This is a genomic window from Nocardia sp. NBC_01730 (assembly GCF_035920445.1).
Classification (GTDB): Bacteria; Actinomycetota; Actinomycetes; order Mycobacteriales; family Mycobacteriaceae; genus Nocardia.
On the sequence record NZ_CP109162.1, the window covers coordinates 6,620,779 to 6,635,764 of the forward strand.

A 14,986-nucleotide genomic window follows, 5' to 3' on the forward strand; every position below is an offset into this window, starting at 1 on the left:
CGAACGGGGTCCGATGGCGCGAGGAGCGGAGTCCGATGATCGGCGTGACAACACAGTGGACCGACCGTCCGGATGCGAACGCGGCGAGTGCGATTCGTGGACTGGTCGAGCGAGCCGCCGCCGCCGACGGTGTCGCCCCGGCCTCGGAACAGGCGGTGCTCTCGCTGACCTCGGCCGAGGCCACAGGCGTGCGCCATCTGCTCGCGCTGCGCGATGGTGTACTCACCGGCTACGCCAATCTCGTTCCAGCACACGGCGAACACCCGGCGATGGCCGAGGTGGTGGTGGACCCGGCCGCCCGCGGACACGGCATCGGAACCGAACTGGTCTCGGCCGCGCTCGCGGAAGGCGGCCCCGGCGCGCGAGTCTGGGCGCATGGCGATCGACCCGCCGCCACCGCCGTGGCGGCCCGGCTGGATCTGCGCACGGTGCGCGAACTGTGGCAGATGCGGCGTCCGCTGGCAACGTCAGAGCTACCCGATCTGGTGCTGCCGGACGGCATCGTGCTGCGCACCTCCGCCGGCCCCGCCGACGACGCGGAGATGCTGCGGGTGAACAAAGCCGCCTTCCATTGGCATCCCGAACAAGGGGGATGGACCGAACGCGATATCGAGGTTCGCCGGTCGGAGTCCTGGTTCGACCCGAAGGGGCTGTTCCTCGCCACCGATGCGAGCGACCCCGACCGCCTGCTCGGATTCCATTGGACCAAGGTGCATTACGAGGAGAACCCGCCGGTCGGTGAGGTCTACGTGGTCGGCATCGATCCGGTGGCGCAGGGCCGCGGACTCGGCCGTCTGCTCACGCTGGCCGGCCTGCACCATTTGCGCGATCGCGGTCTTCCCGAGGTGTTGCTGTACACCGAGGCCGACAACACAGCCGCTGTGCGGACCTACACTCGCCTCGGATTCGCCCCTGCACACGTCGACGTCGCCTACGCGGTGGTCGAGAGTGAATAGTTGGCGGCCCATCGGAGGCACGGAGTAAAACTGGGGCAAACATCACACCCGACGGCCGCGATCGCGCGGGGCTGTTCACTCTCTGTTCACCCAGGTCGGTCGAACTGTCAACCACGTGACTTTAGGTTGAAGGAGGGCAGCACGCTGCTGCCTGGTGCACAAGTTTCTCGCGAACAGCACCACAGCACCCGTCCGGGCCGGTGAGGGACCGGGCGAGTCGAACGCCATTCCGGAGGAATAGTGAATCTCGAGCGCAGTAGCGCCCTCATTGGTGTGCTGGCCGTCGGCGCCATGACGCTCGCCGCCTGTGGCAGCGACGACAACACCGCGACCGACACGAGCAACGTCGCCAAGGTCGACGTCGCGTGTGGCGGCAAGGAGGCACTCAAAGCCAGTGGCTCCTCGGCGCAGAAGAACGCGATGGAGCGGTTCATCGCCGCCTACGAGAAGAACTGCGACGGTGCCACGCTCAACTACACGTCGAGCGGCTCCGGCGCCGGTGTGAGCGAGTTCCTCGGCGGCCAGACCGACTTCGGTGGTTCCGACTCGCCGCTGAGCTCGAAGAAGGACGAGCCGAAGAAGGCCGCCGATCGCTGCGCGTCGCCCGCGTGGAACCTCCCGACCGTGTTCGGCCCGGTCGCGATCACCTACAACATCGACGGCGTGACCGACCTCGTGCTGGACGGCCCGACCGCCGCCAAGATCTTCAACGGCACTGTGACCACCTGGGATGCCCCCGAGATCAAGGCGCTGAACCCGAACGCCGAGCTGCCCTCCGGGCCGATCGCCGTAATCTTCCGCAGCGACGAGTCCGGCACCACGGACAACTTCCAGCTCTACCTGGACGCCGCCTCGGACGGAGCGTGGGGCAAGGGCGCGGGCAAGGCATTCACCGGTGGTGTCGGCGCGGGCTCGAAGGGTAACGAAGGCACCTCGGACGCGGTGAAGAACACCAAGAACGCGATCACCTACAACGAGTGGTCCTTCGCCAAGGCGCAGCACCTGTCGATCGCGCGGATCGTCACGTCGGCGAGCAAAGATCCAGTGACGCTGAGCGTCGAGTCGGCGGGCAAGGCGATCGAGTCGGCCCGGGTCTCCGGTCAGGGCAACGATCTGGTGATCGACACGTCCTCGTTCTACAAGCCGTCGGTGGCAGGTGCGTACCCGATCGTGATGCCGACCTACGAGATCGTGTGCTCGAAGTACAGCGACGCGGCCACGGCCACGGCGGTGAAGGCATTCCTCACCTCCGCGGTCAGCAACGGCCAGCAGGGTCTGGACGAGGCCGGGTACATCCCGATCCCTGAACAGTTCAAGACCAAGCTGACCACCGCCATCAACGCCATCTCCTGATTGCGATCCCATGACCGTGCACGACGAAGTTACCGCCGCTGGCCCGTCGGACTCGACCGACCAGCGGCCGGGCGGAGATACTGCGCTCATGCCGAACAAGCCGAGCATCGAACCGGCCACCGCGGGCGGTCGCCGTCACAGCCGGCGTGCGGAGATCATCTTCCGTTCGCTGGCGACGACGGCAGGAGCGATCATTGTCGCCTCCATCGCCCTGATCGCGCTGTTTCTGTTGATCAGAGCGGTGCCTTCGGTATTGGCGAACGACGCGAACTTCTTCACCAGCACCGAGTTCAACACCTCGGACGCCAACCACCTGCGGTTCGGTATCCGGGATCTGTTGATGGTGACGGTGCTCAGTTCGATCTTCGCGCTGGCGCTGGCTGTTCCGATCGGTGTCGGCATCGCGTTGTTCCTGACGCACTACGCGCCGAAGCCGCTGGCGCGACCGTTTTCGGTGCTCGTAGATCTGCTCGCGGCGGTTCCTTCGATCGTGTTCGGTCTATGGGGGATTCTGGTTCTCGCTCCACAGCTGGAGCCGACGCAGAACTTCTTGAACGACAAGCTCGGATGGTTGTTCCTGTTCTCGGACGGCAATATCCCACTGGCCAGCGGTGGCACGATCTTCACAGCGGGCGTCGTCCTCGCCGTGATGATCCTGCCGATCATCACGTCGGTCAGCCGTGAGGTCTTCAACCTCACCCCGCGCTCGCACATCGAGGCGGCGCAGGCGCTCGGCGCGACGAAATGGGAAGTCGTCCGGATGACCGTGCTGCCGTACGGGCGAAGCGGCATGATCGCCGGAGCGATGCTCGGCCTCGGGCGAGCCCTCGGTGAGACGATCGCCGTTCTGATCGTGCTGAAGACGGCCGCGCAGGCCGGGCACTGGTCCGTATTCGACGGCGGTTACACCTTCGCGTCCAAAATCGCCTCGGCCGCGGCGGAATTCAGTGACCCGCTGCCGACCGGCGCGTACATCGCGGCAGGCTTCGTGCTGTTCGCGCTGACCTTCGTCGTGAACGCGCTGGCGCGGCTGGCCGCGGGCGGAAGGGTGAACGGGTGATGACCACGTCGACATTGGACAGACCGATCAAGGCCCCGGCCTTCCGGCAGGTGAGTATTGCGCGCCGGGTGCGTAACAACCTCGCGACGGGATTGGTCTGGCTGTCGTTCGGCATCGCATTGGTGCCGCTGGGCTGGGTACTGATCATGGTGGTTACCAAAGGTTTCCACGCGGTAGTCCGCACGAACTGGTGGCAGAACTCGATGAAGGGCGTGCTGCCCAATCAGTTCGCGGGCGGCGTCTACCACGCGATCTACGGAACCATCGTGCAGTCGCTGGTCGCGACGGTCGTCGCGGTGCCGCTCGGCATCATGGCCGCGATCTATCTGGTCGAATACGGCCGCGGGCTGCTGGCCAAAACCACGACCTTCATGGTCGACATTCTGGCCGGTGTGCCGTCCATCGTCGCGGCGCTGTTCATTTTCGCGCTGTGGATCGCGACGTTCGGCTTCCCACAGAGCTCCTTGGCGGTGTCGCTCGCGTTGGTGCTGTTGATGCTGCCGGTGGTCGTCCGAAGTACCGAGGAAATGCTCAAACTGGTGCCGGACGAACTGCGCGAAGCGTCCTACGCCCTCGGTACTCCCAAGTGGAAGACGATTCTGCGGATCGTGGTGCCGACCGCGTTGCCCGGCATGATCAGCGGCATTCTGCTGGCCATCGCCAGGGTGATGGGTGAGACGGCGCCGGTGCTGGTGCTGGTCGGCTACAGCAAGTCGATCAACATGAACATCTTCGACGGCAATATGGCGTCGCTGCCGTTGTTGATCTACCAGGAGCTGGCCAATCCCGAAGCCGCAGGACGTGAGCGCGTCTGGGGCGCGGCATTGACGCTCATTCTCATCATCGCCTTCCTGTACCTGGCGGCGGCGGTCCTCAACCGGCTGCTCACGCGGAACCGATAGAAGCGGAACGGATTACCGAAATGGCCAAGCGGATCGACGTCAAAGATCTGAACATCTTCTACGGCAAGTTCCACGCCGTGTCCGAGGTGTCGCTGAACGTGCTGCCGCGCAGCGTGACCGCCTTCATCGGTCCGTCCGGCTGTGGCAAGTCCACTGTGCTGCGTTCGCTCAACCGCATGCACGAGGTAACCCCGAACGCCCGCGTCGAGGGCGCGGTTCTGCTGGATGGTGAGGACATCTACGGCTCGCAGGTCGACCCGGTCGGCGTGCGCCGCACCATCGGTATGGTGTTCCAGCGGCCGAACCCCTTCCCCACCATGTCCATCAAGGACAACGTGGTGGCCGGACTCAAGCTGCAGGGCGTGCGCAACAAGAAGGAGCTCGACGAGGTCGCCGAGCGCTCGCTGCGGGGCGCCAACCTGTGGAACGAGGTGAAGGACCGCCTGGACAAGCCGGGCGGCGGCCTCTCCGGCGGTCAGCAGCAGCGTCTGTGCATCGCGCGTGCCATCGCGGTGTCGCCCGACGTGCTGCTGATGGACGAGCCATGCTCGGCGCTGGACCCGATCTCGACCCTGGCGATCGAGGACCTGATCACCGAGCTGAAGAAAGAATTCACCATCGTCATCGTCACCCATAACATGCAGCAGGCCGCGCGCGTGAGTGACCAGACCGGCTTCTTCAATCTCGAGGCGCAGGGCAAGCCGGGCAAGCTGATCGAGATCGACGACACCGAGAAGATCTTCTCCAACCCTTCCCGGAAGGCCACGGAAGATTACATTTCGGGTCGTTTCGGCTGATTTCGACCACCGAGTACTTCTGCCACAACAACAGGATCCTGGGCGGTATCGACTGCCAAGGACTCTCGTGTTCCCACCGGCGCGGGTCGCTCGAAACACCACCTACTCGGCTTCCCGGTGTGTTTCCTAGTCCTGCAATCCTGTCGATGTTTCGGTTGTCGCCCAGCGCCTGCGCCAGTCCTGGCCCTGGCGCTTCGTCATCAGTCGCGTAATCGACGTCACCGCTCCACTGGGTGCCCGCCGACCGGATCCGCGTCAGACGGGCTCGCTGGAAACGAGCCCGTCATCGCGGAGGTTGCGACAGGTCTTCTCACACCTCGGCATCGAGGTCCGGGGGAAGGACTCCGGTGACCAGGAAGATGACGCGGCGGCCGATCTCGACGGCGTGGTCGGCGAAGCGCTCGTAGTAGCGGCCGAGCAGCGTGATATCGACGGCGGCGGCGACGCCATATTTCCAGTCCCGGTCCATGAGCAGCGTGAAGAGGTGGCGATGCAGGTCGTCCATCGCCTCGTCGTCCTCATTCAGCTGGGCGGCGCGTTCGGGGTCGCGAGTCTCGAGGACCTCCTTGGCGCCTGCGCCCATGTTCACGGCGATGCGGCCCATCTCGGCGAAGTAGCCGTTGACCGCCTCGGGTAGCGCGTGGTTCGGGTGCCGCCTGCGCGTGACCTTCGCCACATGCAGCGCGAGCGCGCCCATGCGGTTCACGTCGCCGACGATCTGGATCGCGCTCACCACCTGCCGCAGATCGCCTGCCACGGGCGCCTGTAGCGCGAGCAGAGCGAAGGCTTTCTCCTCGGCGTCCTGGATCAGCTCGGCGATCCGGTCGTGCTCGCTGATCACCTGCTCAGCCAGGGGGAGGTCGGCCTGGAGCAGCGACTGGGTAGCCCGGTCCATGGCCGACCCCGCCAGACCGGCCATCTCACCCAGCACGTGGGCGAGATCGGCCATTTGCTCGTTGTAGATGACACGCATGAAACCAGACCCTAGTTCCCGGCGCTGACCAAGTCACCAACAACGGATGAATGACCGGTGCCGCCTGTTCGCCGGTGCGTTGCCGCATGCGGCAACACACGCCGGGCACAGATGCTGATTCTGGCGTCTATTCGGCGAACCGACCGGCGACATGTGACGCGCATCGCACGGTGACGTGTGACCGAGGCCGATATGTGCCCATGTGTCGAGGGTCCGTGATGTCGCGGACTGATCCTATTTGCAGATGTCTTCGGCGGCGTTGACGTGTTCCAGGTCGGAGGGGAGATTGACCGGCGTCGTGCTGGCGGTCGAGCTGACCGGCACGTTGGTGATCGGATCGCCCACCGGAACCGGGCTCGCCACCGTGCCGGTGAAGTCGGTCCCCAAGACGACCTCGATGATGCCGCCGAGATCGGAGGCCTGCTCCAACGTCGTGCCTGGAATCGCGCTGGCCACTGTGGCAGCCTCCGCCTCGTGTCCAGCCGCGTACCGGATCTTCGACGCCGTCGCGGTGCCGTTGGAGTAGTTGCCCGTGTTGTAGATCTGGAAGCCCTGATTCCCCAGTTTCGTCGACGCCTTGTTGGCCACGCCTCCGACGCCGGAGGCGTTCGAGACCAGCAGGGACACCGTGCTCGGATCGACCGCGGTCAGCTTCGGTGGTGCGGGTGGAGCTGTCGTGCTCGACCCCGGGGTGGGCGCCACCTTCTTCTCGCCGGGCAGCGGCTGGTCGTCGATGACTGCGCGGAAGATGGCCTTGATGTCGGACTCGCGGGGAATCTCGTTGCCGTAGGAGGTAGTGCCTGCGGTCGGGATGGTCAGGAAGGTCACCGCGCCCGCGTCCATCTTTTGCAATGATCGTCCGAGCGTCAGCAGGTCATTCGTGTCGACCTGGTCCACCCACGTGTGCTTGGTGAATGCGTCGATGAAGCCGCGCAGCTTGCCGGGGTCGAACAACACTTTGCTGGACAGCGCACCGCGCAGCAACGAGGCAAGGAACCGCTGCTGCCGGTTGATGCGGTCGTAGTCGCTGCGTTCCTCACCGTAGACGTGCCGGGCCCGCACATAGTTGAGCGCGGTCTCGCCGCTGATGTGCTGCATGCCGGGGTTCTCCAGGACCGTGCCGAGAATCCCGTCGACGATTGGCTTCGACGCGCACACGTCCACGCCGCCGACCTGGTCGACCATCGCCTCGAATCCGGCGAAGTCGATGCTGATGAAGTGGTTGATGCTGAGCCCCGTCATCTTGGAAATGACGTTGAACAGGCACTTCGGGCCGCCGAGGGCATAGACGGCGTTGAGCTTGTCGCCCATGGCCGCGGGGAAGACCTCGTTGGTGTAGTTGATCTTCTCGTTGTCCCAGCCATTGCACCGCGGCCTGCTGACGTCGAGGTCACGGGGGAACGAGACGACCACGACCCGCGATCGGTTCTTGGGGATGTTCACCAGCATGACGGTGTCGGCCCGGGCCCCCTCGGCATCATCGGTCGACCCCGCGCCGACCTGCCCGTTGGCGCCTACACGGGTGTCGGTACCGACGAGCAGGAAGTTCTCGTCGCCGAGCTGTGCGCCCGAGTCGACGACGTCCTCGGTGTTGTCATCGAGCGCGGAAACCTGGGTGAAGCCGTTGGCGGTGGAACGCAGGTAGCTCCAGCCGCCGCCCGTGGCGAGCAGAACGAGAACGGAGACCACCGCCGTCGTCGCTCGGCCCATCGTCCGCAGGCGCGCCTTTCGGCGTTGCCGGGCGGCATCCAGGCGGGATTGCGACGGCGCACCGATCGCTTTCGGCTTGACCGCTTTGGATTCCGTCGTGGGCCAGCCTGAGCTTTTGCGTTTGGCACGCGCCGGCTCGGTGAGCGGGGGGAGAACGTCGGTAACTTCTTCGGCCGGTTCCGGCTCGGGACGGGTGCCGGGCTCGGGGCGTTCGGCGGGACGACGGCTCGCGGCGCGCGAGGCCGGGGTGGCGTGTTCACCCGCGATGTCCTGGACCACCGGCGAACTGCCGGTGTGCCGTGGCGCGGGCGCGTCGGGTGCGCGACGCGGGCCTGCCGCGGCGCCGCGGCCATTGGCGGGTTCGGGTGGGCGGCGGGCGCCGGGCTCGGCGGGCCCTCGTGGAACAGCTTGCCGTGGCGCAGGCTCGGTGCGGCGGCCCCGTCCCGGTGGCGGGCCTGCCTCCTGTGGTGTCGGCTCGGTGCGGCGGCCCCGTCCCGGTGGAGCGCCCGCGTCCTGCGGCGCGCCCCGTCGTCCGGCACGCTCGTTGTCGACTCGCTGGACGAGATCCTGGACCGTGAGCGGCGCGGAACTCTCGTCGTGGGCGGCGTCGGTATGTCGTGAGCGCCGGGACGCCTGTTCGGCGTCTCGTTCGGGGTAATCCTCCGCGGGATAGCGCTCCCACGGGGCGCGACCTCCGGGCCGTGGCGAACGCCCGTGCCGATCGTCACCCACCAACGAACCTCGCTTTTCGTCTTGCTTTCCGCCTCGGGCCATAGTCGACCGGCAGCACCGATCCCGCAATGATAACGATTCCGCCACGGCGGGCCACCCCAGTGCGAAATCGAAGAGAACGCGTCGGCGTGTGGCTGTCCCGTTCGCTGTGCGGTTGCGGGATCAGCCGCCGCTGTGCATCACGTCGGCGGCCTGCGGTACCGCCGGGTCGTCCGGATCGTCGAGCCAGCCGTGCGGCAGCGCGACCTTGCCTGGCGAGCCCTGACGGCCGCGCGGTCCTTCGGCGTCCTTCGGGAACGGTGCGGTCGGATCGAGTTGCCCGACAAGGTCTTCCAGCTGGATGAGACTGGAGACGGTGGCGAACGTGCGACGCAGATCAGCGCCGACCGGGAAGCCCATCAGATACCAGGCCATGTGCTTGCGCAGATCGCGCATGGCCTTGTCTTCGCCGAGATGTTCGGCGAGCAGCGCGCCGTGCCGGTACAGCACGTTGCCGACCCCGCCCAGGTCGGGCGCGTCGGGCAGCGGCTCGCCGCGCAGCGCGGCCTGGAGTTCGGCGAACAGCCACGGCCTGCCCAGGCAGCCGCGGCCGACGACCACGCCGTCGCAGCCGGTCTCGTCCATCATGCGGACGGCGTCGGCGGCGGCGAAGATGTCGCCGTTGCCAAGCACCGGGATCGCGGTGACGGCATCCTTGAGCCGGGCGATCGCGGTCCAGTCCGCCTGACCGGAGTACCGCTGTGCGGCCGTGCGCGCGTGCAGCGCAACCGCTTGCGCGCCTTCGGCTTCCGCGATGCGGCCCGCGTCCAGATAGGTGCGGTGTTCGTCATCGATGCCGATGCGGAACTTCACAGTCACGGGGACGCCCGCCGGTTCGGCGGCTTTCACCATGGCGGCTACGATTCGGCGGAACAGCGTCCGCTTGTACGGCAGCGCGGCCCCGCCGCCGAGCCGAGTGACCTTGGGCACCGGACAGCCGAGGTTGAGGTCGATATGATCGGCCCAGCCCTCGCCGACGATGATCCGCACGGCCTCACCGAGGGTGGCCGGGTCCACGCCGTAGAGCTGCATCGAACGCGGATGTTCGTCGGCGTCGAAGGACATCATGTGCAGCGTTTTCTCGTTGCGTTCCACCACGGCCCGCGCGGTGATCATCTCGCACACGTAGATGGCGGTCGGGCTGCCGAACTCCCGGCACAGCTTCCGGAACGCCAGGTTCGTGATCCCCGCCATCGGGGCAAGCACCACCGGCGGATCGACCGGGTAGGGGCCGATTCGGACGCTTGCTTCCCTCAGGACATCGGACTGCACGAACCCCATTTTCCCTGGACGGCCTTCCAGGGTTACCACGGGGTGGACCGCCCCGCGTCCGCCCGATACTTCTCGGGCGGGAGTTCGGCATCGCCCCGTGCCCGGCGACGGCGCCACTACTCGCCGCGCAGCCTGCGGTGGTACTTCTCCCTGAGCTCCGGATCGGGCTGGGCGTAAGCCGTTGTCGCCCCGGTGAATCGGGCCACCGTGAGCTGGGCCCGGTAGGGCAGCAGCTGCGCCGACTTGATGATCGCGGCCAGCCTGCGCGGCACCGTCACCAGCGGACGCGGCCGGAGCACCGTGCCGACGATCGCCCGCGCGACGTCCTCCGGGTCCACCGTGGTCAGCGGCGTGATCCAACCCGGCATGTTGGCGCCGGCGGACAGTTCGGTGCGCACGATGCCCGGCAGCACTGCCGAGACCCGCACGCCGTGTTCCTTCAGCTCCAGATGCAGCGCCGAGGTGAACCCGATCACCGCGTGCTTGGTCGCGGAGTAGGTCGCAAGACCGGGTAAGCCCTGGGTGCCCGCCAGCGACGCGATGTTGACGAGGTGGCCGCTGCCACGCGCCATGAAGCGCGTGGCAGCCAGCCGCGAGCCGGTCAGGACGCCGCGCAGGTTGATGTCGATGATGCGGTCGGTCATCGCCTCGTCCTCGTCGGCGAACAGCCCGGTCGGCATGATTCCCGCGTTGTTGACCAGCACGTCCACCAAGCCGAGCTCATGCTCGACCGCGTCGAGGAAGGTGGCGAACGAGTCGCGGTCGGTGACGTTCAGCGGCAGGCCGATCACCTTCGCGTCCGGATCGGCGCCGAACTCCGCCGCCGTTTTGGCGACCAGTTCGATATCGATGTCGCCGATCGCGACAGCCGCACCCGCGGCGAGGAACGCCTCTGCGGTGGCCCGGCCGATACCGCGAGCCCCACCCGTGATGGCCACGACCTTGCCTGCGAGCACGGCGCCACCCTGGGTTGTTGTTGTCATCTCGTCGGCCTTCCGGAGTAGCGGTCAGAGTCCATGAACGATGGTGCTTTCATGATCTCGTCGGCGCTGCCGTAGATCTCCCGAATTCGGAAATCCGTGCGGCTCTCCAGGAATCGGAAATAGGGGCGCCGCCATCCGGAAGTCCGGACGACGGCGCCGTTGTGCCAGTGGGTGTGCGGTCAGCCCACGGTGCTGCCCACCATCTGGCGATCGCGCTTGGCGGCTTCGCGGGCGAGCATGCGATCGCGCTGCTCCTCGAACTTGAGCACATCGCTGGCCAGCTTCTCGAGGAAGAGGCCGAGCCGCTCGCGGACCGCTTCACCGCGCGGGGTGAAGTCGGTGCGCTCGAAGATGTTCCACTTCTTCAGCACCGGCTGGACGACCTCCTCCAGGTGCTGGCGCAGGTCGTAGATGCCGTGCTTGGCCATCAGCACGCCGTTGCGGCGGAAGTTGGGCATGCCCGCGCCGGGCATCTGGAAGTTCTCCAGGATCAGAGTGATCGCCTCGATGGCTTGGTCGGGACACAGGTCGAGGGCGGCGCCGCACATATTGCGGTAGAAGATCATGTGCAGGTTCTCGTCGGCGGCGACGCGCTGCAGCATGCGGTCGGCGATCGGATCGTCGCAGACCTTGCCGGTATTGCGGTGACTGACGCGGGTGGCCAGCTCCTGGAATGTGACGTACGCGACAGAGTGCAGGAATCCGGCGTCGGCTTCGGCGGGCGAGGCGAAGCCGTTGGTCATATGGACCATCCGGGCCTCTTCGAGAGCGACCGGGTCGACACCGCGGGTGACGACGAGGTAGTCCCGCATGACAATGCCGTGCCGGTTCTCCTCGGCGGTCCAACGGCCCACCCAGGTACCCCACGCGCCGTCCTGGGAGAAGTTCTCGGCGATCTCCCGGTGGTAGGACGGCAGGTTGTCCTCGGTGAGCAGGTTGGTGATCATGGCCGCCTTCGCGACCTCATTCAGCCGGGACTGGTCCGGATCCCAATCGATGCCCCCGAGTGCGGAGAAATTGCGGCCTTCGTCCCACGGGACGTAGTCATGCGGATGCCATTCCTTTGCCAAGGAGAGGTGCCGGTTGACGTTTTCTTCGGCAGCCGGTTCCAACTCCGTCAGAAGCTCGAGTTGAGTCAGATCCCTTGCCATGTATGAACCCTTCAGTGTGTGCGTCCGGTCTTACAGGTCATCCCCACGGTAGACCGATGCCGATGCGGCCCTACCTTACGGTACCGTAGGTGTGATGCGAAACGCATCTGTTAGCCAACTGATGCCCTGGTGATGCACGTCTTCCGCCGTCAGTAGCGTTCTGCGTTCCCCACGAGTGTATGGCTTCGGGCCGCTGCGAGGGGACTATCGCCACGGACCGAAAGGGTGTTAGCCCGACGTGCCGCGTCCCATAGTGCCGGAACGGACAGATGTGCGACCGTCGCGCGGGCGAGGACGAAACGCGCGCTCGGGCGCGTCAGCGTCCTTCGCCGAACGCGCTACCCACCACTTTCCGAGCGTGTCGCCCACATTCTCGGCCTGCGCCGCATCCAGGGCTCCGGCCGATGCCCGCCGTTCTTGCCTGCGATGCCGCCGAGTCGACCGATCCCGCAGGCCGCGGACCGGGTCCGTGGCGTGGCTGTGCCGCTGCCTCTGGTGATCTGCTCGCCCAGGCCGGGAAGCGGACGATCGGAGGCGTGATCGGCATCAGGCTCGCGATCAGATTGTTGCCTCAGCGCCCCGATGGCGCCGAGCGTGTTTACCGCCGTGCCCTCGCCGTTACCGAAGACGTTTGTCGACGAAACTACCCCGGTGATCTGCCGGAGGACGACATGAGCGTTATCAGACCATGCGGATGGCCAACTGAGATCTGTTGTGGCACCGGGATGATCTGAATGTCACTCGAATAGACGAAAAAGGATATAGAAGACAATTTGATTGGCGTCGACCATGATTTAGGGGTAGGCCACGCAGGGATCGGGTGGTGCCCACCTCGTCCGGCCTGTCAAGCGCTGCAGGCGCCGCCACGTACCATGGGTGCGTCTTGCCCGGGGGCCGTGCGCGAGGTGATGCGGAGCCGGTTAGGTGTCCTTGGTCGATCTCTGGCAGTTCCGGCCAGAGGGGGTATTGAACGGCGTGTCGCGGTATTTGTTGCGCCACCCACTGGTAGAACACGGTATAGCGAAGTTTCGATGTATGCCACGGCGACATTCGGAGGCGCAGATGTCAAATCAGTCCTTTTATGGAATGTCGAAGTTGGAAATAAAAGATATAAGTGAGCGTCGGTGACGAGCTCGTGTCGGGCCAGAAGTGGGTATCCTGGTATATGGCAATTCAGGAAATAGATCGATACTGGCAGCAGTCGCCGTCGAAAGTGCTTTGGGTGGCGGATAAAAGTCAGTACGTTTGCGTGTGCGATCGAGGTCCCCTGCTGCAATATGAGGAGACATCGGGCGGGTGGCCCGAAGCGCAATTCGAATAGAACATGTGTTCGATAAAGGGTAGGGTCGGGCCATGCCCGAACGCAGCCGACTCGAATGCGTCGAGATGCAGGTGGAGGACGTGCGCCGATGGCTGCTCGATGCCGCAGCTTTCGGCAAGTCGATTACCCCCGAGCAGCTCGAGGTCATGGCGCGGAAGCCCGCCGAAGGGCTGCGCATCGACACCGACGCCACGCAAGGACGGGAATGACCGAACCAGCCGACGAAGCCCTGATGACCGCCGACCAACAGGCGTTACTGCGCGCGGTAGTCGACGCGGTCAACGACGCGGCCCGGCCGGTCACCCCGGCCGAGATCGCCCGCTTCCTCGCCGACCGGATCCACCCCGCGCCGAGCCTGGATGACATCACGACCGTGGTGCACATCCTGGAGCTGCCCACCGTCGCGTTTCAGCGCGGCGTGCCGAGCGCTGTTGTGCTCGCGCGGATCCTCGACGTGCTGGATGCCGCAGTCGGAGGCGAGGAGTACACGCAGCCGTCGGCCGACATCGACGACCGCTACTGAATCCCTCAGTGGCTGTGCGACTGCTCCCGAACGTGAATGCCGACATGCGTGCCCATCCGGTCCAAGACCCAGTCTCCAAAATGCCATGTGGTGGCCAGGCCGAGCCGCCACGGAGTGGCGAACTGGGGCCGAGAGGCGCAGGCTGCTTCGGGGCCTGTCGGCGCGACCTGTGCTCTTCCTCACAAATCCGTGCCGCGTACCAACTTGCTTTCCACTCACTCCACGTCGGGTTGTCGGCTCCCGCAGGGATAGGAGACTTCCTCTCGGAAACTTCCTTGTTCCCGGCTTGCCACTCAGCCTCCGGCTTCCGGGTGAAGGTGCCCACGCTCCGCTGCCTCCCGCCGGCGTCATGATAGACACCGCGGTACTTGCCGCTAGGGAGCTTTTCCGCCCGCGCCATGGTTGGGGACCTGACCCCTCCAATCAGTTCGTGCCACACGGCCGCTGTCGGCTATGCTTTCCAGCCGAGCCCCTTTAGCTCAGTTGGTAGAGCTGGTGACTTTTAATCACTAGGTCGTAGGTTCGAGTCCTACAGGGGGCACTCATCTCGACGGTGGGGCTGCGGGCGTACGAGCCCCACGTTTGCCCCACGATCTAGCGTTTCCGCTGATAGAGGCGCCTCAACCCGTGGATTGAAGTCCGTAGCTCTACCAACTGAGCTATTAGGGGGCGCGGAGGAACAGTGCAGTGCGATCGGCACCCGATGGTCCAATCGGGGGAACTGACGTCGGCAGGTGCGGTCGACTGAGGCGTGATGGGCGTCCGATCGACGTCGTGCTCGGCGACGATCGTGTGCCGCCGAGGGGCTGCGCTGGGGTAACGCGGGGCGTGCGTGCGGCGATTCGGGCGGTAAACATTTGGCACCCAGCTTTGTTCATCTTACCCGGGTCTGGATATCATCCAATCATGTTGGCTGGCAATGTGTTTGGATTCTCGGGAAGTGAAGGCTCTCGGCGCGGGGCGGCTCGCAGGGCGAGCTGGCGAGCAAGGCGGTGTCGGTGGTCGGTCGGCCGACCGGCCGGTCGGCTCGGGTGAACATCACTGGGCCGCTAGCGAATTCACGTAGCCGTTGGACGAGGGTATCCGGTTGCGAGATATTTGCCGTAACGGAAAGCGGAGCGGGATGGCTGCTCGACTCGTCGGTTTGCCGCGTGTCGGACCGGGTTTCCGGGTACGGTGACGCCTTGGTGAATTCCGGAAGAATCGCCGACTCG

At 65.7% G+C, this 14,986-nt stretch carries 12 protein-coding genes and 1 tRNA gene; 8 read left to right on the plus strand and 5 right to left on the minus strand.

The genetic code is table 11. The annotated features are described in order from the left end of the window. Positions 1 to 35 precede the first annotated feature (35 nt). From mshD to pstB, 5 genes are all read left to right on the plus strand, one after another. Positions 36 to 956, plus strand: coding sequence for a mycothiol synthase (mshD, locus tag OHB12_RS27950; RefSeq protein WP_327112214.1), 921 nt, complete (start codon positions 36 to 38; stop codon positions 954 to 956). Positions 957 to 1,196: 240 nt separating this feature from the next. After that, positions 1,197 to 2,309 carry a phosphate ABC transporter substrate-binding protein PstS gene (gene pstS, locus OHB12_RS27955; RefSeq protein ID WP_327112216.1) on the plus strand — a complete coding sequence of 371 codons (1,113 nt, stop codon included), beginning with the start codon at positions 1,197 to 1,199 and terminating at the stop codon, positions 2,307 to 2,309. 10 nt (positions 2,310 to 2,319) lie between these two features. Then, a complete protein-coding gene (pstC, locus tag OHB12_RS27960; protein ID WP_442799868.1) occupies positions 2,320 to 3,369 on the plus strand; it encodes a phosphate ABC transporter permease subunit PstC in 1,050 nt (349 codons plus the stop codon). Continuing rightward, positions 3,369 to 4,271 (plus strand): phosphate ABC transporter permease PstA, encoded by a 903-nt coding sequence (gene pstA, locus OHB12_RS27965; RefSeq protein WP_327112218.1) that lies wholly within the window; start codon positions 3,369 to 3,371, stop codon positions 4,269 to 4,271. The genes pstC and pstA overlap by 1 nt, the downstream gene beginning before the upstream one ends. Before the next feature lie 20 nt (positions 4,272 to 4,291). Beyond that, complete coding sequence (gene pstB / locus OHB12_RS27970; protein WP_327112220.1) at positions 4,292 to 5,068, plus strand: phosphate ABC transporter ATP-binding protein PstB; 777 nt, start codon at positions 4,292 to 4,294, stop codon at positions 5,066 to 5,068. Between the two features lie 310 nt (positions 5,069 to 5,378). Here the strand turns inward: pstB and phoU are convergent, their stop codons facing one another. The 5 genes from phoU to OHB12_RS27995 all read right to left on the minus strand — a co-directional run bounded on the left by phoU (position 5,379) and on the right by OHB12_RS27995 (position 11,928). After that, entirely contained in the window at positions 5,379 to 6,041 is a 663-nt protein-coding gene (phoU, locus tag OHB12_RS27975) for a phosphate signaling complex protein PhoU (RefSeq protein WP_327112222.1), read from the minus strand. A 234-nt stretch (positions 6,042 to 6,275) separates the two neighbouring features. Continuing rightward, positions 6,276 to 8,483: an LCP family protein gene (locus tag OHB12_RS27980; RefSeq protein WP_327112224.1), complete on the minus strand. Its 2,208-nt coding sequence runs from the start codon at positions 8,481 to 8,483 to the stop codon at positions 6,276 to 6,278. Between the two features lie 162 nt (positions 8,484 to 8,645). Then, positions 8,646 to 9,803 (minus strand): tRNA dihydrouridine synthase DusB, encoded by a 1,158-nt coding sequence (gene dusB / locus OHB12_RS27985; protein WP_442800144.1) that lies wholly within the window; start codon positions 9,801 to 9,803, stop codon positions 8,646 to 8,648. Positions 9,804 to 9,910: 107 nt separating this feature from the next. Then, positions 9,911 to 10,777, minus strand: coding sequence for an SDR family oxidoreductase (locus OHB12_RS27990; RefSeq protein ID WP_327112228.1), 867 nt, complete (start codon positions 10,775 to 10,777; stop codon positions 9,911 to 9,913). A gap of 179 nt (positions 10,778 to 10,956) precedes the next feature. Then, a complete protein-coding gene (locus OHB12_RS27995) occupies positions 10,957 to 11,928 on the minus strand; it encodes an acyl-ACP desaturase (protein ID WP_327112230.1) in 972 nt (323 codons plus the stop codon). Positions 11,929 to 13,281: 1,353 nt separating this feature from the next. Here OHB12_RS27995 and OHB12_RS28000 point away from each other — a divergent pair. The 3 genes from OHB12_RS28000 (at position 13,282) to OHB12_RS28010 (ending at position 14,313) form a co-directional block, all read left to right on the plus strand. Beyond that, positions 13,282 to 13,458, plus strand: coding sequence for a DUF6374 family protein (locus OHB12_RS28000; protein WP_327112232.1), 177 nt, complete (start codon positions 13,282 to 13,284; stop codon positions 13,456 to 13,458). Next, positions 13,455 to 13,772, plus strand: coding sequence for a hypothetical protein (locus OHB12_RS28005; protein ID WP_327112234.1), 318 nt, complete (start codon positions 13,455 to 13,457; stop codon positions 13,770 to 13,772). The genes OHB12_RS28000 and OHB12_RS28005 overlap by 4 nt, the downstream gene beginning before the upstream one ends. Positions 13,773 to 14,240: 468 nt before the next feature. After that, positions 14,241 to 14,313, plus strand: a tRNA-Lys gene (locus tag OHB12_RS28010). The last annotated feature ends 673 nt before the right edge of the window (positions 14,314 to 14,986 follow it).

What these genes read in the sequence shown, in the direction of transcription:
- mshD (WP_327112214.1), top strand. Translation starts at nt 36, where the DNA reads ATGATCGGCGTGACAACACAGTGGACCGACCGTCCGGATGCGAACGCG.
- pstC (WP_442799868.1), top strand. Translation starts at nt 2,320, where the DNA reads ATGACCGTGCACGACGAAGTTACCGCCGCTGGCCCGTCGGACTCGACC.
- pstA (WP_327112218.1), top strand. Translation starts at nt 3,369, where the DNA reads ATGACCACGTCGACATTGGACAGACCGATCAAGGCCCCGGCCTTCCGG.
- pstB (WP_327112220.1), top strand. Translation starts at nt 4,292, where the DNA reads ATGGCCAAGCGGATCGACGTCAAAGATCTGAACATCTTCTACGGCAAG.
- phoU (WP_327112222.1), bottom strand. Translation starts at nt 6,041, where the DNA reads ATGCGTGTCATCTACAACGAGCAAATGGCCGATCTCGCCCACGTGCTG.
- dusB (WP_442800144.1), bottom strand. Translation starts at nt 9,803, where the DNA reads ATGGGGTTCGTGCAGTCCGATGTCCTGAGGGAAGCAAGCGTCCGAATC.
- OHB12_RS27990 (WP_327112228.1), bottom strand. Translation starts at nt 10,777, where the DNA reads ATGACAACAACAACCCAGGGTGGCGCCGTGCTCGCAGGCAAGGTCGTG.
- OHB12_RS27995 (WP_327112230.1), bottom strand. Translation starts at nt 11,928, where the DNA reads ATGGCAAGGGATCTGACTCAACTCGAGCTTCTGACGGAGTTGGAACCG.
- OHB12_RS28000 (WP_327112232.1), top strand. Translation starts at nt 13,282, where the DNA reads ATGCCCGAACGCAGCCGACTCGAATGCGTCGAGATGCAGGTGGAGGAC.
- OHB12_RS28005 (WP_327112234.1), top strand. Translation starts at nt 13,455, where the DNA reads ATGACCGAACCAGCCGACGAAGCCCTGATGACCGCCGACCAACAGGCG.